The 19,080-nt window shown below is 63.3% G+C and carries 17 protein-coding genes and 1 other RNA gene; 6 read left to right on the top strand and 12 right to left on the bottom strand.

All coding sequences use genetic code 11. The features are described from left to right. Window positions 1-79 precede the first annotated feature (79 nt). Window positions 80-787 carry an MgtC/SapB family protein gene (locus M0534_RS05540; protein WP_248567411.1) on the bottom strand — a complete coding sequence of 236 codons (708 nt, stop codon included), beginning with the start codon at window positions 785-787 and terminating at the stop codon, window positions 80-82. Window positions 788-1,130: 343 nt separating this feature from the next. On the opposite strand from M0534_RS05540, the gene M0534_RS05535 reads away from it, so the two are divergent. After that, window positions 1,131-1,478, top strand: coding sequence for an antibiotic biosynthesis monooxygenase family protein (locus tag M0534_RS05535; RefSeq protein WP_248567410.1), 348 nt, complete (start codon window positions 1,131-1,133; stop codon window positions 1,476-1,478). Window positions 1,479-1,484: 6 nt separating this feature from the next. On the opposite strand, the gene dapB is transcribed toward M0534_RS05535, so the two are convergent. From dapB to hrcA, 5 genes are all read right to left on the bottom strand, one after another. After that, a complete protein-coding gene (dapB, locus tag M0534_RS05530) occupies window positions 1,485-2,303 on the bottom strand; it encodes a 4-hydroxy-tetrahydrodipicolinate reductase (protein ID WP_248567409.1) in 819 nt (272 codons plus the stop codon). Between the two features lie 8 nt (window positions 2,304-2,311). After that, window positions 2,312-3,442 carry a molecular chaperone DnaJ gene (gene dnaJ, locus M0534_RS05525; RefSeq protein ID WP_248567408.1) on the bottom strand — a complete coding sequence of 377 codons (1,131 nt, stop codon included), beginning with the start codon at window positions 3,440-3,442 and terminating at the stop codon, window positions 2,312-2,314. Between the two features lie 225 nt (window positions 3,443-3,667). Beyond that, window positions 3,668-5,593 carry a molecular chaperone DnaK gene (dnaK, locus tag M0534_RS05520; protein ID WP_248567407.1) on the bottom strand — a complete coding sequence of 642 codons (1,926 nt, stop codon included), beginning with the start codon at window positions 5,591-5,593 and terminating at the stop codon, window positions 3,668-3,670. Window positions 5,594-5,673: 80 nt separating this feature from the next. After that, window positions 5,674-6,273, bottom strand: coding sequence for a nucleotide exchange factor GrpE (gene grpE / locus M0534_RS05515; protein WP_248567406.1), 600 nt, complete (start codon window positions 6,271-6,273; stop codon window positions 5,674-5,676). Window positions 6,274-6,402: 129 nt separating this feature from the next. Further along, window positions 6,403-7,455 (bottom strand): heat-inducible transcriptional repressor HrcA, encoded by a 1,053-nt coding sequence (hrcA, locus tag M0534_RS05510; protein ID WP_248567405.1) that lies wholly within the window; start codon window positions 7,453-7,455, stop codon window positions 6,403-6,405. 196 nt (window positions 7,456-7,651) lie between these two features. Here hrcA and recN point away from each other — a divergent pair, with 196 nt between their 5' ends. Beyond that, window positions 7,652-9,325 carry a DNA repair protein RecN gene (recN, locus tag M0534_RS05505; protein ID WP_248567404.1) on the top strand — a complete coding sequence of 558 codons (1,674 nt, stop codon included), beginning with the start codon at window positions 7,652-7,654 and terminating at the stop codon, window positions 9,323-9,325. Between the two features lie 100 nt (window positions 9,326-9,425). On the opposite strand, the gene fur is transcribed toward recN, so the two are convergent. Continuing rightward, complete coding sequence (gene fur / locus M0534_RS05500) at window positions 9,426-9,860, bottom strand: ferric iron uptake transcriptional regulator (protein WP_345894702.1); 435 nt, start codon at window positions 9,858-9,860, stop codon at window positions 9,426-9,428. Window positions 9,861-9,942: 82 nt separating this feature from the next. On the opposite strand from fur, the gene M0534_RS05495 reads away from it, so the two are divergent. Then, window positions 9,943-10,290: an outer membrane protein assembly factor BamE gene (locus M0534_RS05495; protein ID WP_248567403.1), complete on the top strand. Its 348-nt coding sequence runs from the start codon at window positions 9,943-9,945 to the stop codon at window positions 10,288-10,290. Between the two features lie 11 nt (window positions 10,291-10,301). Here the strand turns inward: M0534_RS05495 and M0534_RS05490 are convergent, their stop codons facing one another. The 3 genes from M0534_RS05490 to M0534_RS05480 are packed head-to-tail and all read right to left on the bottom strand — an operon-like array spanning window position 10,302 to window position 12,411. Further along, window positions 10,302-10,586: an RnfH family protein gene (locus M0534_RS05490; protein WP_248567402.1), complete on the bottom strand. Its 285-nt coding sequence runs from the start codon at window positions 10,584-10,586 to the stop codon at window positions 10,302-10,304. Continuing rightward, on the bottom strand, window positions 10,586-11,023 hold the full coding sequence (locus M0534_RS05485; RefSeq protein WP_248567401.1) for a type II toxin-antitoxin system RatA family toxin: 438 nt from the start codon (window positions 11,021-11,023) through the stop codon (window positions 10,586-10,588). Before M0534_RS05485 ends, M0534_RS05490 begins: the two co-directional genes overlap by 1 nt. A gap of 17 nt (window positions 11,024-11,040) precedes the next feature. Further along, entirely contained in the window at window positions 11,041-12,411 is a 1,371-nt protein-coding gene (locus M0534_RS05480) for an SLC5/6 family protein (RefSeq protein WP_248567400.1), read from the bottom strand. 92 nt (window positions 12,412-12,503) lie between these two features. On the opposite strand from M0534_RS05480, the gene smpB reads away from it, so the two are divergent. Together smpB and ssrA are read left to right on the top strand one after the other, a co-directional pair. Further along, window positions 12,504-12,989, top strand: coding sequence for an SsrA-binding protein SmpB (smpB, locus tag M0534_RS05475; protein ID WP_248567399.1), 486 nt, complete (start codon window positions 12,504-12,506; stop codon window positions 12,987-12,989). A 90-nt stretch (window positions 12,990-13,079) separates the two neighbouring features. Then, window positions 13,080-13,449: a transfer-messenger RNA gene (gene ssrA, locus M0534_RS05470) on the top strand. Between the two features lie 72 nt (window positions 13,450-13,521). On the opposite strand, the gene M0534_RS05465 is transcribed toward ssrA, so the two are convergent. Continuing rightward, a complete protein-coding gene (locus M0534_RS05465) occupies window positions 13,522-16,668 on the bottom strand; it encodes an efflux RND transporter permease subunit (RefSeq protein WP_248567398.1) in 3,147 nt (1,048 codons plus the stop codon). Window positions 16,669-16,675: 7 nt separating this feature from the next. Next, the gene (locus M0534_RS05460) at window positions 16,676-17,923 is read right to left on the bottom strand and encodes an efflux RND transporter periplasmic adaptor subunit (protein WP_248567397.1); all 1,248 of its coding nucleotides are present in this window, start codon (window positions 17,921-17,923) and stop codon (window positions 16,676-16,678) included. Window positions 17,924-18,245: 322 nt separating this feature from the next. On the opposite strand from M0534_RS05460, the gene M0534_RS05455 reads away from it, so the two are divergent. Further along, complete coding sequence (locus M0534_RS05455) at window positions 18,246-19,025, top strand: GNAT family N-acetyltransferase (RefSeq protein WP_248567396.1); 780 nt, start codon at window positions 18,246-18,248, stop codon at window positions 19,023-19,025. The last annotated feature ends 55 nt before the right edge of the window (window positions 19,026-19,080 follow it).

The following is a 19,080-nucleotide window of genomic DNA, read 5'->3' as shown; positions in this document are numbered from 1 at the left end:
CAAAGCCCTGCCTCGCAGGGCTTTCTTGCTCATCGCCTTCCCATCGTCCAGCCCCGACCCACCAGATACCTCCGGAAACTCAGTCGGCCATCAGCGAAATCCGGAATTCGAGCACCTCGGGCTTCGACAACAGCTCCCGTACCAGGCGCTGAAAACTCGCAGGCTCAATCGCGCGTACCACCATGCGATACTCGAACACCTCGCCCCCCTGGGTCAGACTGTATCCCACCTTCAGCACATGAAACCCGTAGTGCTCCAGCAGATCCCTGACTTGCTGCTCCGGGAGCACCTGCTCGCGAGAGAAACGCAGGGTGTGTTCCGCATGGTGCCGACTCGGCAGCCAGCCTTCGATAAGCCGCAGCATGGAAAGCGTCACGAGGGTTAAAGCGGCAGCAACAATCGCCGGCATGTAGAAGCCAATACCCAGCAATGTGCCGATGGCTGCCGTTATCCAAATTGATGCGGCCGTCGTCAGGCCTCGAACCGTCAAGCCTTCCTTGAAAATGACACCAGCGCCCAGAAACCCGATTCCGGTCATGATTCCCTGCGCCATGCGGGTCGGGTCGGTACGCACCATTTCCAGGGGCAATGTGCCGAGCCAAAGCGGTTGATACACAGTAATCATCATTAAAAGGGCCGACGCCATGCAGACAAGTACATGTGTCCTGAATCCGGCCGGCCGACCGCTGAAGGTCCGCTCCATCCCGATCAGCCCACCAATGACCAAGGCTGCAAACAAGTGGAGCGTCACCTCGGATGCGAGATGCTCGATCATGTACGACAACATCAATCTCACCATAAGAAAATGGGATTGGCAGTATCCGCACACCAATCCGAGTAACTGATCCGCACAAAAATGCGAGGCAAAGCCTCAGGAAACGCGGGAAAAACAACTCGGGGTATTTTTAAATATTCAATAAAAAAAACTGATTTCTTGAGGAAACACTGATCCGTAAAAAAGGCGGCACAAAAATGCCGCCTTTTTTTAATTAATTTCCATGACCATACCCAAAAGAATTAAATAAGCAATCCCTTCCCTCGCCGACGACGAATCGCGGTCACCCCGGCGCTTCCCCGGCCAGGATGTGTTTCACTGAAGCCATCCCGTTTAGAGACAGAGGGACGTGGCAATGATTGCGGTGATTTTCGAAGTGGAACCCAAACCCGGATGCCGGGAGAGTTACCTGAACTTGGCTGAAAGCCTCAAGCCATTACTTGAGGAGATCGACGGCTTCATTTCGGTGGAACGTTTCGAGAGCCTGGTGCAGCCAGGAAAGATCCTGTCGCTGTCGGTCTGGCGCGACGAACAGGCCGTACAGCAATGGCGGGCCCTGGCGGAACACCGCGTGGCCCAGGCCAGGGGGCGGCGCGAGCTGTTCGCCAATTACCGTCTGCGGGTGGCCGGCGTGATCCGTGATTACGGCATGTCCGAGCGGGAGCAGGCGCCGGCGGACAACCGCGCCGCCCTGGAGGGCTGACCGCGATCAGCGCAGGCCGAGCACGTCTTCCATGTCGTAAAGACCGGCCGATTGAGCAACCAGCCAGTTGGCAGCGCGCACCGCACCACGGGCGAAGGTCATGCGGCTGCTGGCCCGGTGGGTGATCTCCATGCGTTCACCCAGCCCCAAGAACATCACTGTGTGTTCGCCCACCACGTCGCCGCCACGAATGGTCTCGAAGCCGATGGTCTTGCGGTCCCGTTCGCCGGTGCGACCCTCGCGACCGAAAACGGCACAGTCGGACAGGTCCCTGCCCAGTGCCCCGGCCAGAACCTCGCCCATGCGCAGGGCGGTGCCGGACGGTGCGTCGATCTTGTGCCGGTGGTGGGCCTCGATCACCTCCACATCGAAGTCATCGCCCAGCGCCCGCGCCGCCATGTCCAGCAGCTTCAGCGACAGGGTGATGCCGGCGCTGTAATTGGCGGCGAACACGATCGGCAGTTCCGCCGCCGCGCCATCCAGTTCTGCCTTCTGCTCCGCGCTGAGACCGGTGGTGCCGATCACCATCGGAACGCCTGCCTTGCGGCAGACGCCAAGGTTCCCGGACAGCGCCTCCGGCAGGGTGAAATCGATCACTGCGTCGACGTCCGCTGCCGACAGCGCCGCCTCGAGATCCGGGACAATCTCCACGCCACACGCCTCGACGCCGGCCAGCGCACCCGCATCCATGCCGATGGCGGCGTTCCCGGGCCGGGCCACGGCGGCGACAAGCTGCGAGCCGGGGTGTTCCAGGGTTGCCTGAATGAGCTGGCGGCCCATACGTCCGGCGGCGCCAACAATCGCGGTGCGGATCGGCTGCGGCATCTGATCTCCTAGAACTTCAAGTCTTCGAAAAAGCGCTTGGCCTTGTCCAGCCAGGACGAGGTCTCGGGATTGTGCCGCTTGCCGCCCTCCTCCAGGGTCTCACCCAACTGATCCAGGAGCTCGCGCTGGGCACGGGTCAGGTTGACCGGCGTTTCCACCACCACGCGGCAGAGCAGATCCCCCTGCGGCCCACCCCGGACCGGCTTCACACCCTTGCCACGGACGCGGAACACCTTGCCGCTTTGCGTACCTTCCGGGATGCGCAGCGTCACCCGTCCGGACAGGGTCGGCACCTCAAGCTCGCCGCCCAGGCAGGCGGTAACGAAACCAATCGGCATCTGACAGCGCAGGTGTTCGCCGTCGCGGGTGAATATCGGATGCTCCCGCACCATCACCTGCACATAGAGATCCCCGGGCGGACCGCCCCGCTCACCGGGCTCGCCTTCGCCGGCCAGCCGGATCCGGTCGCCGGTGTCGACACCGGCCGGAATCTTTACCGAGATTTCCTTCGTGTGTTCGGTGCGGCCCTGGCCGCTGCAATCCGGGCAGGGGTCGGTGACCACGGCGCCGGTACCACCGCATTGCGGGCAGGACTGCTGGATCGAGAAGAAGCCCTGCTGGACCCGAACATCGCCATGACCCTTGCAGGTCGGGCAGATGTCCGGCGCCTTGCCGTCCCGCTGCCCCTTACCGTCGCAGGTCCCGCACGGCGTCCAGCTCGGGATCCGGATCGTGGTTTCGGTGCCGTTGACCGCCTCTTCCAGGCTCAGATCGAGGTTATAGCGCAGGTCCGCGCCACGGAACATGCCGGCACCGCCACCGCGGCGGCCGCCGAAGATGTCACCGAAGACATCGGAAAAGATATCGGAGAAGTTTCCGCTGCCACGCGGGCCACCGCCCATACCGGCCGCGCCATCCACTCCGGCATGACCGAACTGGTCATAGGCGGCGCGCTTGCGCGGGTCGCTGAGCACCTCGTAGGCGGTTTTGACTTCCTTGAAGCGGGCCTCGGCTTCCTGATCACCCGGGTTCCGGTCCGGATGGAATTTCATTGCCAGGCGGCGGTAGGCTTTTTTCAGGTCCGACTCGGAGGCGGTCTTCTGTACCCCGAGGATTTCGTAGTAGTCCCGGTTCGCCATGCTTGTCTACATCCTGTCCATGTCGAGTGCCGCGGGGTGACGCGGGGCCGCGACGCCCCTGATGCCGGACCAGCGGCGCTGCAGCCTGCGCGAGTCCGGATCCGGCGCCGCCGGCTTTCCGAGGGGTCACCGCAACGACAAGGGCGCAGGATGATACCGCATCCTGCGCCCGAAGAGCGCGGCGCCATGCCGCGGCACGGTTAGCAATCGCCGGATTGCACCCCGTTACTTCTGCTCGTCGTCCTTCACTTCCTCGAACTCGGCATCAACCACATCGTCGCCTTCAGCGTTGGCATCCGCAGTCTGGGCTGCCTCGGCCGCTGCCTCGCCCTGATCCTGGCTGTAGAGCTTCTCGGCAAGTTTGCCGGAATGCTCCGCCAGGGCCTGGGTCTTGGCCTCGATCTCGTCCTTGTTGTCGCCCTTGAGCGCGGTTTCGAGTTCCTCGATGGCCGACTCGACGGTCTTGCGTTCATCGTCGGACACCTTGTCACCCAGGTCGGTGAGCGACTTGCGGGTCGCGTGCACCATGTTTTCACCCTGGTTGCGGGCATCGACCAGTTCCCGCGCCTTGCGGTCCTCGTCGGCATGGGTCTCGGCATCACGGACCATCGCCTCGATCTCTTCCTCGGACAGACCCGAGGAGGCCTTGATCACGATGGACTGTTCCTTGCCGGTCGCCTTGTCCTTGGCCGACACATGCAGGATGCCGTTGGCATCGATATCGAAATTGACTTCGATCTGCGGCACACCGCGCGGCGCCGGCGGGATGTCGCTGAGGTCGAACTTGCCCAGCGACTTGTTGCCGGACGCGATCTCGCGTTCGCCCTGCAGCACATGCACGGTTACCGCCGTCTGGTTGTCCTCGGCGGTCGAGAACACCTGGTTCGCCTTGGTCGGGATCGTGGTGTTCTTCTCGATCAGCTTGGTCATCACGCCGCCCATGGTCTCGATGCCGAGCGACAGCGGCGTCACATCCAGCAGCAGCACGTCCTTGACGTCACCGCCAAGCACACCGCCCTGGATCGCGGCGCCCACGGCCACCGCCTCATCCGGGTTCACGTCCTTGCGCGGATCCTTGCCGAAGAACTGCTTGACCGCCTCCTGCACCTTGGGCATGCGGGTCTGACCGCCGACCAGGATGATTTCGTCAACCTCCGAGGCGCTGAGGCCCGCGTCCTTCAGCGCGACCTTACACGGCTCGATGGTGCGCTTGACCAGACCCTCGACCAGCGATTCGAGCTTCGCCCGGGTCAGCTTGATGGCCAGATGCTTCGGACCGCTCTGGTCTGCAGTGATATACGGCAGGTTGATCTCGGTCTGCTGGCTGGACGAGAGCTCGATCTTGGCCTTCTCGGCGGCTTCCTTGAGCCGCTGCAACGCCAGCTTGTCCTTGCCGAGATCCATGCCCTGATCCTTCTTGAACTCGGCAATCAGGTAATCGATCACGGCACGGTCGAAATCCTCGCCACCCAGGAAGGTGTCACCGTTGGTGGACAGCACCTCGAACTGGTGCTCGCCATCCACTTCGGCAATTTCGATGATGGAGATATCGAAGGTACCCCCACCCAGGTCATAGACAGCCACCTTGCGGTCGCCGCTCTTCTTGTCCATGCCGTAGGCCAGTGCCGCAGCAGTCGGCTCGTTGATGATCCGCTTGACCTCAAGGCCCGCGATCTTGCCGGCGTCCTTGGTCGCCTGACGCTGCGAGTCGTTGAAGTAGGCCGGCACGGTAATGACCGCCTCGGTCACATCCTCACCGAGGTAGTCCTCGGCCGTCTGCTTCATTTTCTGCAGCACCCGGGCGGAGATCTCGGGAGCCGCCATCTTCTTGCCCCGCACCTCGACCCAGGCATCACCATTGTCTGCCTTGACAATGTGATACGGCATTTCCTTCACATCCCGCTGCACCACATCTTCTTCGAAACGCCGGCCGATCAGGCGCTTCACCGCGTGCAGGGTGTTCTCGGCGTTGGTGACTGCCTGGCGCTTGGCCGGGGCACCCACCAGCACTTCACCGTCCTCGGTGAAGGCCACCACCGACGGTGTCGTCCGATCGCCCTCGGCGTTTTCGAGCACGCGTGCCTTGCCACCCTCCATGATGGCCACACACGAGTTCGTGGTGCCCAGGTCAATCCCGATGATCTTGCCCATAAGTCTTGCTCCCGTTCTTTCCTGCGACCTCGTCGCCGTGAATCGTCAATGCCCTCTACATTTGGGCAGCCCCGGGCATTTCAAGCCCGGGAATCAATTCCGTCCTCGTCAGCGGCCCGGGCCACGATGACCATGGCCGGCCGCAACAAGCGGTCGTGCAGGGCGTAGCCCTTCTGCACCACCTGGATCACCGTGTTCGGCGCATGCTCCCGGCTTGGCTGCATGGCCATGGCTTCGTGCAGCTCGGGATCGAACTTCTCGCCCACCGGGTCCACCAGCTTGATATCGAATCGTTCCAGCACCTGCTCCAGCATCTTCAGCGTCAACTCGGACCCCTCACGCAGGCTGGCCACGCTGGCGCCTTCCTCCTGCGCGGCCTGCAGCCCCATCTCGAGGCTGTCCTTGACCGGCAGCAGATCGCCGGCGAGCTTCTCGATGCTGTATTTTCGCGCCTGCTGCACGTCACGCTCGGCCCGGCGCCGGATGTTCTCCAGTTCGGCGCGGGCACGCAGGAACTGATTCCAGTTTTCCTCTGCCTTGGCCTGCGCCTCTTCCAACGCCGCCTCCAGCTCGGCGTCATTCTCCACCGCGCCGTTCTCCTCCGGACGCTCGGTGGCCTCTGAAGCCTCTGCTTCCTGCGCTGCCACTTCGTCCTCCGTCCTGCGATCTTCCTCGGCCATGACTGCTCCCGTTGAATAGCGCCACAAGCGTCATACACGCCTCGCGCTGACGAATCCGTTGCCGATAACTCGATACCATGCGAGCGGAGCACGCGAGCGCGCGCTGCCCACCTGTTCTGTTAGTGGGGTTCAGTGCTTTTTATTCAAGGCGGCGCCCAGAAGCCGCGCCGTCATGTCGACGATGGGAATGACGCGGTCGTATTCCATCCGGGTGGGACCGATAACACCAACGACACCGAGAACCTCGCCTTCAGCGGAGTACGGCGAGGTCACCAGGCTGCAGCCGTCGAACACGTGATAGCCGGATTCCTCGCCGATGAAGATCTGAATGCCGTCCGCGGCCAGGCACTGATCGAGGATATGCAGGATGTCCCGCTTCTGGGTGAAGGCCTCGAACAGGCCGCGGAGCTTCTCGACGTTCGACAGCTCGTCGAATTCCATCAGATTGGTCTGCCCGGCCACTACGTAGCCTTCGTCACGGCCCGTGCCATCCTCGCCGAAAACCTTGCCGCCCACCTCGATCACGGAAGCCATCAGGGCGTTCATGCGTTCGCGGTCGGTCTGCATGCGTTCCAGCAGCGCACTGCGCACGGAATTGACCTCGCGGCCCGCAAATTCCTGATTCAGGAAATTGGCCACCATCTGCAATTCCTCGGGACTGTAATCCCGGTCGGTGTGCACAATGCGGTTCTGCACCTCGTGCTCATTGAGCACCAGGATCGCGAGGACGCGGCGATCAGTCAGCGGCAGGAATTCCACATGCCGCAATGAAACCGCGGAGCGACGCGGCAGCGTTACCACACCGGCGAGGCGCGTCAGCCCGGACAACAGGTTGGAGGCGGAATCGATCAGCGCATCGGAACCGGCGTCCTCATCCGCATCCAGCCGAATGATCCGATCCTTCAGGTGTTCATGGCTGAGGGACTGCACGGTCAGCAGGCTGTCGACAAAGAAGCGGTAACCCTTGTCGGTGGGCACTCGGCCCGCCGAGGTGTGCGGCGCCCGGACGTAGCCAAGCTCCTCCAGATCGGACATGACATTGCGCACCGTGGCCGGACTGACGTCCAGACCCGATTCGCGCGTCAGTGTGCGTGAGCCGACCGGCTGCCCATCGCGGATGTGGCGCTGTACCATAACCCGCAACAAGTGACGTGCGCGTTCGTTCAGATCGCCGTCTGTCATACCTGTACCCTGTGCTCAGTACCGTTTAGCACTCTTTTAAGGGAGTGCTAAACGGTATCAACAAGGCCTATCAGCGTCAAATGGCAGACTGACTCATAATCAGGAAAAACAACCACTTGGAAATTTTTCCCATTTTTCTTCGGTACAATCACACCGTCGCTCGTGACGGCTCTGACTGTTGGCAGGGAGCGCCATCATGCTGAGACACATCACGATCCGCGATTTCGCGCTGGTCGACCGGCTGGAGCTGGAGCTGCACGGTGGGATGACCGTGCTCACCGGCGAGACCGGTGCCGGCAAGTCCATCCTGCTGGATGCCATGGGCCTCGCCCTGGGCGACCGCGCCAGTGCGGACGCCGTGCGGGCGGGCGGCGACAAGGCGGAAATCCACCTGGACTTTGATCTTGCCGGCCTGCCCGCCGTGCGCCACTGGCTCGAACAGCAGGAGCTGGAAGCCGATGACGAGTGCCTGATCCGACGGGTTGTCCAGGCGGGCGGCCGATCCCGCGGCTTCATCAACGGCAGTCCGGTGCCGGTGAGCCTGCTGCGGGAACTGGGTGAGCAACTCGTCGACCTGCACGGCCAGCATGAACACCAGAGCCTGCTGCGGCGTGACATCCAGCGTTCGACGCTGGACAACATCGCCGAAAACGACACGATGCTTGCCGACCTGGCGAGACAGGCGGACCGGCTGGCGGAACTGGATGCGGAGCAGAATCGGCTGCGTGGCGGACACGCCGACCAGGAATCCCGCCGTGATTACGTGGATTTCCAGTTGCAGGAACTGGATGCCCTGGATCTGGCACCGGAGTCCATCGCCAAGCTCGAAGCCGAGCACAAGCGCCTGGCTAACGCCGGTGACCTGCTGCAGCTCAGCCAGGCGCTGCTGACCCAGCTCAGCGAGGACGAGGACTCGGCGCAGTCCCGACTCGGCCAGGCGGTCCGGGCACTTGACGAGCAACTGGCGGTCGATCCAGGCCTCGGTGAATGCCATGAACTGCTTGCCAGTGCCTCCATCCAGCTTGACGAGGCCGTCGACAGCCTGCGTCGCCATGCAGAGGGACTGGATCTGGATCCGGCCCATCTGGAAGCACTGAACCAGAAGATCCAGACGCTATCCGATCTTGCCCGCAAACACCGCTGCAACGTGGACCAACTGATCGAGGTGCGGGATTCCCTGCACCAGGAAAGGGAGGCGCTGGACCAGGCCGGTGAACGCCTGCAGGCCATCAACGCCGAGCGTGAGGCCCTGCTGCAGGCTTACCGGAAAAGCGCACTCGCGCTGCGGCAAAGGCGGGAGTCAGCCGCGGAGTCGCTGGCAGAGGCAGTGACCGCGCAGCTTGCCGATCTTGGAATGGGCGGTGCGGCGCTTCGCATCCAGGTCATCCCACGCGCGGACGGGTCCATAAGCCGGCACGGACTGGATGACGTCCTGTTCGAGGTGCGGACCAATCCCGGCCAGGCCTTCGCACCGATGCATCGGATTGCCTCCGGCGGCGAACTGTCGCGGCTGAGTCTGGCGATCCAGGTGGTCGCCAGCCATGGCACGAATATCCCGGTGCTGATCTTCGACGAGGCGGACTCGGGCATCGGCGGCGGCGTTGCAGAAGTCGTGGGTCGGCACCTGCGCCAATTGGGCCGGCAGCATCAGGTGCTCTGCGTGACCCACCTGCCCCAGGTCGCCGCGCAGGCAAACTGGCACCTGCGCGTCAGCAAACACAGTGAAAAGGACAACACGGTCAGCGACGTGACACTGCTGGCGGATGATGACCGCCTGCAGGAGGTCGCGCGCATGCTCGGCGGCATGAAACTGACCGATACAACGCTGGAGCATGCGCGGGAAATGCTCGAACGTGCCCTTCCGGGATAAGCCACGGGCTCGGCCTGCGCCCGAGACCGGTTTTTGTCACCTGGCAAGGCGCGGTGCCGGTTCGGTAGCCGCAGCGACCGGGCCGGCCGCGCCAGGCAGCTCAGTTCTTGCGACCGCCCGTTTCCGGATCCCTGCAGGCCGGGCAAGTGCCGTAGATGATCAGTGAATGATCGCGCATGACAAAACCCATCTCCTCGGCAATGATCTTTTGCCGACCCTCGATCAGCGGATCGATGAATTCCTCGATCGAGCCACACTCGACGCAGACGATGTGATCGTGATGCCCCTGCTCGTCCAGTTCGAAGACCGACTGGTTGCCCTCGAAATGGTGGCGTTGCACCAGGCCGGCGGATTCGAACTGGGTCAACACACGATAAACAGTGGCAAGACCGATATCCTCGCCCGAGTCCAGCAGCCGCTTGTAGACATCCTCGGCCGACAGATGCCGGTTATCGCTGGTCTCAAGCATTTCCAGGATCTTCATTCTGGGTAATGTGACCTTGAGTCCGGCTTTCTTGAGATCCTTCGACTCCACGCTTGTCCCCTGTCCATCGTGTGCATCGGCGCATGAGTAGGTTATGATCCCTGCCAGATTTATCCCGGCAGAAGAGCCCTACATGCAACGCATTTTTCTCATTGTATTACTCTCGCTCGGCAGCGTCTCCCTCAGCGGCTGCGCCTTGCCCCATATCCCCTTCACCTACCAGGTGCCGGTGCAGCAGGGCAACGTGATCACTGAAGAACAGATCTCGCAACTGCAGCCCGGCATGTCGCAACGACAGGTTCGGTTTATCCTCGGCACACCCGCAATCGAGGACACCTTTCGCATGAACCGCTGGGATTACGTCCACACGGAACGTGCCGGCGGCGGCGGCGATCCTGATCGCCTGACCGTGATTTTCGGCGAAGATGGCACCCTGCAGGAGTTGCAGGGCAATCTCGCCCCGAGCGACTGGGGCGCCTGACTGGTCGGCGTTCAGCGCCCCCTTCGTGCACGCTGACGCCGGTGCTCCTTGGGGTCGGCCAGCAATGGCCGGTAGATTTCCACACGATCGCCCTGTTCCAGAACCCGGTCCAGCGGGACCTGCTCGCCGAAAATCCCGACCGCCTGCTTGGCAAGGTCGATCTCCGGATGATGCCGCTGGATCGCCGACTGCGCGATGGCCGCTGCCACCGTGGTGCCGGGTGCCACCTCGATCCGCAGCAGGGTCTGACGGCTGGGCAAGGCGTAGGCCACCTCCACCTCCAGCATCCCAACCATCACGGCACGCCGTAAACGGCCCGTGCCCGCTTGACGAACGAGTCCACCAGCCGGTTGGCCAGCTCATCGAACACCTTGCCGAACGCCAGCCGCACCAGCGTATTGGAAAACTCGAACTCGAGATCCAGTGAAACCTTGCTGGCGTCGTCGGCCAGCTGCTGGAAACGCCAGTACCCGTCCAGCCGACGGAATGGCCCTTCCAGCAGGCGGATTTCCAGCATCTTTCCGCGTTGCGACCGGTTCAGGGTCGTGAATGAGCGGCTGAGTCCGCCCTTGCTGATGGTGACCGATGCCTTGACCTCATCACCCCTGCGTTCCAGCACGGCACTGTCGGAACACCAGGGCAGAAACTCCTTGTACCGGTCCACGTCTTCCACCAGGTCGAACATCTGTGTGGCCGAATGCGGGACCAGTGCGCTGCGGGAAATGCTTGCCATGCTGAAATTTTCGCGTCCTAGAGATTCATCGGGAAGCCCAGGCCGGCCAGGAACAGGGCCAGCAGCGACAGGGGCAGGATAACCCGGACCGCAAGATAGCCGAGCCGTGCCGCCGTGCGATCAACCAGGGTCAGGCCGAGCAACACGGTCTCCCGGGGCAGGCGCCAAGCCATGAACAGACTCAACGCCAACGCCGTAACGGGCAGCAAGATAAGCGCGGTAAACCGATTCAGCAAATCCGCCAGCGACAAACCGCCCCAGAATGCGACGGGTTGCCAGTCCGACCACAGGCTGTAGGCCAGAAGCAGCAGCATGGCGAGCAGCCAGGAAGCCGAAGTGGCCAGGCTGACTGATCGGGCCGGACTGAGGCCTGAAGCGCGCAGGCTCGCCACCAGCACCTGCAGGAAGGCAACACCACTGGTCAACAACACCAGCAGGACCAGCACCGCGACGCCGGCCATCAGCAAGGCGCCATGAGGCAGGCCGATCAATGCTGGTGGAAGCGCATGAAACAAAAGATCCAGACCGCCCCTGTTGGCTGCCGCCGTCGAGGTTCCCACGACCCCGATGACCAATTGCGCGGCGACAACCGCGGCCAGGCCGTGAATCAGCACCGTGACAGGCGCCAGCCATAGAACCGATTTGCCGCGGCTGACGCCCATTCCGAAGGTAATCGCGACGCCGGAGGCCAGGGCGAGACCGAAAAATGCCTGCTGGACGCCGGCCAGTACGACCTCCGCGGAAAACAGCGACTCCGGGGAGAGCGGTGGCAATGCCGCGCCCGGATGATCCTCAGCGGCAACCGAAACGCTCAGCGCCAGCAGCAGCACCAGCATGAATGGCACTGCCACGCACAGAAACCGCTCCAGACTGCGCCGGCCTCCGGCCACCGGCAGCGCCACCGCCAGCAGGAACAGCGTCATCCAGCCCATTGCGCGCTCCGGTTCACCCACCAGGTCACTGAGCGCCCGACTGAGTACCGGCCCTTCCAGCGCCCCGCCACCGGCGACGATCATGCGAAACGAGAAGCCCGACAGCCATGCCGCGACCACCGCCAGACCGGACAACACCATGAACGCGGAAGCAAGCAGACCGAGGCCGAGCCATCGCCAATGGCGGCTCAAGCCATGCACCTCGGCCAGGGCGGCGAACGCCTGCATAGGGGGCTGCCGGCTGATTCGGCCGGCAAGCAGTTCCAGGGTCAGCAGCGGCAAGCCCAGGATCAGCAACGCCACACCGTACCAGATCAGCAATGCTGCCCCGTGTTCTGCCAGCAGCACCGGAAAGCGCCACAGGCTGGCAATACCCACCCCGGCGCCAACCAAAGCGAATAAAGCGATCCACGGTGACGTCCAGTCACCCTGCAGCGATCTCCGGGGAATGGCCAAGGCGGGTCCTCTGATTGTTTTCAGTTTTCAATCTTCGCGATAGCCGCATGCCGGGGCAAGCCCGGTAGTGCTCGACCTGGCCTATCGCTACAATGCGCGCCGTGAGCAAGAAGAAAGCAAAAGACAGTTCCAATGTGATCGCGGTCAACCGCAAGGCCAGGCACGACTATTTCATCGAGGAAACAGTCGAGGCCGGGCTTGTGCTGGAAGGCTGGGAGGTGAAAAGCCTGCGCGCCGGCCGCGCGAGCCTGGCCGAAGGTTACGTGGTCATGCGGCGGGGCGAGCCGTGGCTGATCGGCAGCAACATCCAGCCGCTGAGCTCGGCATCGACGCATGTCGCCGCAGACCCGATACGCACCCGCAAGCTGCTGTTGCACGACAAGGAAATCAGCCGCCTCGCCGGAGCCGCGGATCGCGAAGGCTATACCCTGGTGCCCCTCAATATGCACTGGCGGCATGGACGCGCCAAGCTCGATATCGGCCTGGCCAAGGGCAAGAAGAACTACGACAAGCGGGAAACGAAGAAACAGCAGGACTGGAAGCGGCAGAAGGAACGCCTGCTGAAAAACCGAGTCTGATTACTGGGACCGGCGTGGAGTGCCTTGATCCAGGCAGACACGAACCCCATAACTGTTCCGAGTAAGCGGTGTATACTGAACCGACTATCCGGGGGCGACATGGTCTCGACGTGGATAGTGAAACCTGAGGTGCATGCCGAGGATGTCGTTTCCTCCTCGTAAAATAAAAGCGACCAACTTAAATATAGTTGCCAACGACGAAAACTACGCCCTGGCGGCCTAAAAACCCCGCCAGCTGTCTACTCGGTGAATGCTTGTGGTCCCGAGTCGACAGTCGTAGAGCACAAGCTCGCAGTATCGGGTTCCGCCCGCACACGATCCTGTTAAATCCAATCGGGCTAGTTGATCGCGTTCCCTTGCTCGCTGGGTAGCGATCGGCGAATGTCAATAGTGAGCTAAGCATGTAGATCCGACGGTGGATCATCTGCGGACGCGGGTTCGATTCCCGCCGCCTCCACCAATTCAACATCCGAAGCCGCCCCGGGGCGGCTTTTTTTATTATTATTGATTTCATTGCCTTGCCGCGGACACCTCACCGATACGCTCGACGCCGGTCGGCGGTCTGACGGTGACCTCCCTGCCACCGCCTGACCACGTTCTCGTAGACGGCCAGCATCGCCGGCACCAGGAACAGCACGATCAGGGACGCCTTGGCCAGACCGAAAGCAATGGCGATGGCCATGGGAATCAGGAACTGCGCCTGTACCGAGGTCTCGAACAACAGCGGAGTCAGGCCGCCAATGGTGGTCAGCGTGGTCACCAGGACCGGTCGCAGGCGCAGGCGCGAGGCCTCCAGCAGCGCCTCCTCCACCGGCGCATCCGGATTCTGGTCACGGATCTCGCGGTAGAAGGTCACAAGGATGATGCTGTTGTTGACCACGATCCCGGACAAGCCGAACAGGCCGAACAGGGACAGAATCGTCAGGTCCAGGCCGAACAGGAAATGGCCGAAAAAGGCACCGACGATACCGAAGGGAATCACCGCCATAACCAGCAGTGGCCAGCCATAGGAGGAAAAGACGAAGGCGAGAACCAGGTAAATCAATGCCAGGGCCAACAGCAGTCCTGCCCGCATGTCTCCGAGCGTCTCCTCCTGGTCTTCCGCCCGGCCGCCAAACGCGGTCTGTACCCCGTATGTCTCCCGCAGCTCCGGCAGCAGCTTGCTTTCCAGGTCGTCAATAATCCGGTTGGCATTGGCCACCTGTGAGTCGACGTCCGCCGTGGGGCGCACGGCCAACCTGCCCTCGTAGTGTCGCAGCGAGGCGAAACCGCGCCGGGTTTCAACATCGGCAACATTTTCCAGCGGCACCAGCCGGCCGTCCGGGGTGCGGACCCTGAAATCCTCCAGACTGGCCAGGTGGTGGCGTTCCTCCCGCGCCAAACGCACACGCACTTCCACTTCATCGCGACCCTGCTGGAAGATCTGCGCCAGCGCACCGCTGTACGCCTGCCGGAGCTGGTTGCCGAGCTCTGCCGAAGACAGGCCCAGGGCACGCCCCTGATCATTCAGCCGATAAATCCACTGCTCCGGTCCGTAGGGCAGGTCGTCGGTCACACCGGAGACCCCGGGCCGCTGGCGCAGATCGTCCTGCACCGCCAGCGATGCTGCCTTGAGTTGTTCCGCCGGCGCACCGGTGAGCCGCAGGTCGATGTCTGCGCCCGGGGGACCCTGGCCGCGCTCGCGCACCACCAGGCTCTCCAGACCCGGTGCGTCGGGCGCGTTTTCCTCAACGGCACGAATGAATGCCCGGTTGAGTATGTCGCGCTGATCCGGGGGGCTCAGTTGAATGAACATGCCGCCGTAGTTCTCGCCCAGGCGCGTATCGGCGGGATCCGTGGCGACCGTGCTCCCGGTGCGGCTGACGCGGGTCCGCAGAATGCCGCCACCCAACTCCTCATCCGTTGCAACCAGCGTTTCCTCGAGCCGCTCCAGATACTCCTCAACACGCTCCCGCGGGGTGCCCGGTGCGAAGCTGACGTTGGCGTACAGGGTTTCCCCTTCCACGCTGGGGAAGAAGGTAAATGCCAGGCGACCGGAGGCGACCAGGGCCAGCGCCAGCACCAGCAAGGCCACGGGTACCGCCATCGTCGCCCAGGGATTGTGAATGGCCAGGGCAACCGCGCTGCAGAAGGGACCGTCGCGGAAGCGGTTGAAGCCCGCGTCGAGGCGCTGCCGAAAGCGATTCGGCCGGGTACGCGCGGCACGCTCGAAAGAACGCCGCAGATGCCCGGGAAGGATGAAGAACGCCTGAATGATGGCGGCCAGGATCACACACACCACCACCAACGGTATGTCGAACAGGATATTGCCGATGGGCCCGCCGATGATCATCAGCGGCAGGAAGGCGGCAATCGTAGTCAATGACGCCGCCATCACCGGGGCAAACATGCGGCGCGCGCCGTTGACCGCGGCCTCCGCCGACCCCTCGCCGGCCTGAAAGCGGCTGTAGGCGTTCTCGCCAACCACCACGGCGTTGTCGACGATGATGCCCAGCGCCATGATGAAGGCGAACAGGCTCATCATGTTGATGCTGCCGCCGGTGAAGAACAGCACGGTCAGCGCGGCCAGGAAGGAAATCGGGATGCCCAGCGTCACCCAGAAGGCCATGCGGGCAGACAGAAAAGCCAGCAGGATGCCGATCACCAGCAACAGCCCGCCAGCACCGTTCTTCAGCAACAATGCGATCCGTTCGCTGATGAACTGCCAGAACTCATCGAACACCTCGATGGATACGCCATCCGGCAGCGTCGGCACGCGTTCCTGCAGATAGCCGTCCAGCAACCGCGCGGCAGCCAGCGAATCCTCCTGCTCGGCACGCTCGACCACCAGTTCCACCGCGTCACGCCGGGCGGTCCGCAGCTGCACTTCCTTGTCACGGGCCTGCTGGCGGATCGTGGCCAGCGCACCCAGCGGCACGCTTCTGCCATCGTCCAGCGGGATCGGCAGGTTCTCGAAGGCCTGGACCGAACGCGCCTGATCAACGCCGCGCAACTGACGGGCCACATCCCGTTCACCCACTTCGCCGCCTGGGACATCCTGGCTCTGGCTATCCACCCGGGCGGCAAGCTCGCTGAACCCCAGCCCCAGGTCGTTGAGCCGGCGCTGGTCGACTTCGATGCTTATTTCCTGCTCTGCGAGCCCCTGCAACTCGACCCGGGTCGCGCCCCGCTCCAGCAGTTCCTCTTCCAGCCAGCGAGCCAGTTCCCGCACCTCGCGGACGGTCAGCTCATCACCGCTGACGAGCACCCGCGCCACCGTGTCATAGCGGAGCACGCGCCGGATCGTGGGTTCCCTGGATTCCTCGGGCAGGCCACGCACGCCGGCGACCCGGTCCTTGACCTGGTCGGTGGCCTCGGTGATGTCCGTGCCTTCGCGAAATTCGAGGACAATGGTGGCGCTGCCCTCGGCGGAGGTGGAGGTCAGTTCGCGCAGGCCGTCGAGGCCGCGCAGCTCTTCCTCCAACGGCCCGGTTATCGACTCCGCCACCTCTTCCGCGGTGGCACCACGCCACTCGACCTGCACGGTGACGAAGTCCAGTTCGAAGGTGGGAAAGAACTGGGTGTTGAGCTGCTGCAGCGACCAGAGGCCCGAAACCATCATCAGCAGCATGATCAGGTTCGCCGCCACCGGATGGCGGGCAACCCAGGCCAGCCAGGAATCGCCTGACGAGGCAGTCATTGCCGGATCAGCGCTCAATGACCTGGACCCGCAGCCCGTTCATGGCCTGGGGGATCTGGGTACTGACCACCTGATCCCCCGACTGCAGCCCCTCGGCGCGGACCAGCACACCCCGTTCGCCGTTCAGTTGGTAGGCCTGCCCCAGTCGTTGCACGTCAATGGCCTGCATGCGGTCGTCGACGACCCGGTAGATCCGTCCCGCGTCGTAAAGGGCTTCAAACGGCAAGACAACACTGTCAGGTTCGGCAGGCAACACCACTTCCAGGCTGGCGAACCGGCCGATCACCAGCTCCTCGGCACCAGTCGTCACCTGGAACAGCGCATCGACGCCGCCCTGTCCCCGGGTGGACTGTCCCGAGAAACGGGACAGGACCAGTGTGAGGGGCTGCCCATCCACTTCGCCGCGGGCCTGCACCTGATCAGAGGCTAGGGCCAGGCGTAATGCAGCGAGCGCCTGGCTTGGCACCGTGGAACGGATTTCCAGCGCATCCAGGTCGTACAGGCGAACCAGTGGTTCCCCGGCAGTCACCCTGTCACCGGGAGACACCAGCAGCTCAGCCACGCGGCCATCGAAAGGTGCCTTCACCTCGATCCGCGCGAGGTCGAGGGCGGATCGATCGCGCAGTGCACGCGCACGCTCCAGCCGCGCATCGAGTTGCTCCAGCCGCTGCGCCGCGGTATCGACCGCAAAGCGTCTCTCGGCCAGTGCCTGTCGCTGCCGGGTGCGCTCCTGCTCGGCCCGTTCCAGGTCAGACGGCGAGGCAAACTGCTCCCGGGACAAATCCCGCAGCCGCGCCACTTCGCGCTCCAGCAGTTCCAGAAGCTCCTGTTCGCGCCCGACCTCCTCCCGGTCGACGCCGATACGGCGTTCCTCCACCTCGCGCTGGGCACGCAGTTCCGCCAGGTCGGCCTCACGTTCATCCAGGGTCAGGCGCAATTCCCGATGGTCCAGCCGCACCAGCCCCTGCCCGGAGACCACCTGATCCCCTTCCCGGGCCGGCACTGCCGCGACATCCGCCGTGACCGCTGATGTGAGCGTGGCGACGCGCGGGGATTCGACAAAGCCCTGGAGGCGCAGCACCGGTCGGTTCGCGGAGACCGCCACGGTGGTGATGCTGACCGGCCAGGCCCGTTCTTCCGCCGGCTCTGCCGGAACCTCGGTTCGGGTCACCCAGAGCAAGGCAGTCAATGCCGCCGCCAGGCCCAGGATCACGAACGGGAAAAACAGGCGCAGCACCGTCCTCAGCCGACGCATTGAATGGTCTCCACTGGTATGACTCGCAACACGCTACCCGAACAGGCTGGTCTCCGGCCACGGTTATGGCTCGGCCTCGGTGAGCGATGACCGGAGGGCTCAGGACCAGCGAGGACATAATCCTGACCGCGGTCCTGGGAGCCCAACCCCTTCATCAATTCAGTCCAACCGATCCCGGTCACGATCGACGCGAACCAGGCATTCCGGAACACCCGGCGGCCGCTGAAATTCGTCCCGGAACCGTCATACTTACACCATCAACCGGACATCAGATCGCCGCATCATGCCTGTCGATATCAGCGAAATCACGAGGTACGAGGCCATGAACACGCTCAACCACGTTCCGACCATCGACCGGACCGAGGGATGTCTCTGTGCGGGCCTGGCCCGATCGCCTGCGGAGATTGATGCCTCGCAGGCGCTGCGATTCCGCGTGTTCGCTACCGAAATGGGTGCCAATCTGCACACGCTGCGAGCCGAAAGGGATGTCGATGCATTTGATGCGTATTGCCGACACCTGGTGGTGCAGGATTGCGTCGAACGGCGCGTTGTCGCCTGCACCCGCATCCTCGAAGGCTGGCAGGCAACGCGTGCCGGCGGCTTTTACGCGGCCGGAGAATTCCGCATGGACGCGATCAACGCCCTGCCCGGCCGCAAGCTGGAGATCGGCCGGACCTGTGTTGATCCGGATTATCGCTCCGGCCCGGCACTTGCGCTGTTGTGGGCAGCGCTGGCCGATTTCGTTCGTCACCACCGTTACGATTACCTGATCGGTTGCGCAAGCATTTCGGTCCGCGATCATGGCGCGCGCGCCGCAGCAATCATGCACCAGCTTCGCAACCGCCACATGACTCCGGAGCCGCTGCGGGTCAGCCCGCGCCTCCCGCTACCGGAAAGCGACTTTGATCCGACCACGCCGGTGGAATTGCCGTCACTGATCCGCACCTACTTGGCCCTCGGCGCCCGGGTGTGCGGCGAACCCTGTCTCGACCCGGACTTCCGGGTTGCCGACCTGTTTTTGCTGCTCGACCTGCGCCAGCTCGAGCTGCGGCCTGCCAGGCGGTTTCTGCATTCGGCCGGAGGCCATCCAGTCGCCGCCTGAACGGTTTCCCGACCAACCGGTCACTGCATGTATGATTGGGGGCGCCACCGGCGGC

Source organism: Methylonatrum kenyense (genome assembly GCF_023195885.1).
In the GTDB taxonomy this organism is placed as follows: domain Bacteria; phylum Pseudomonadota; class Gammaproteobacteria; order Nitrococcales; family Aquisalimonadaceae; genus Methylonatrum; species Methylonatrum kenyense.
The sequence above is the reverse complement of the archived record's forward strand: the minus strand, read 5'-3'. Positions and strand labels throughout refer to the sequence as shown.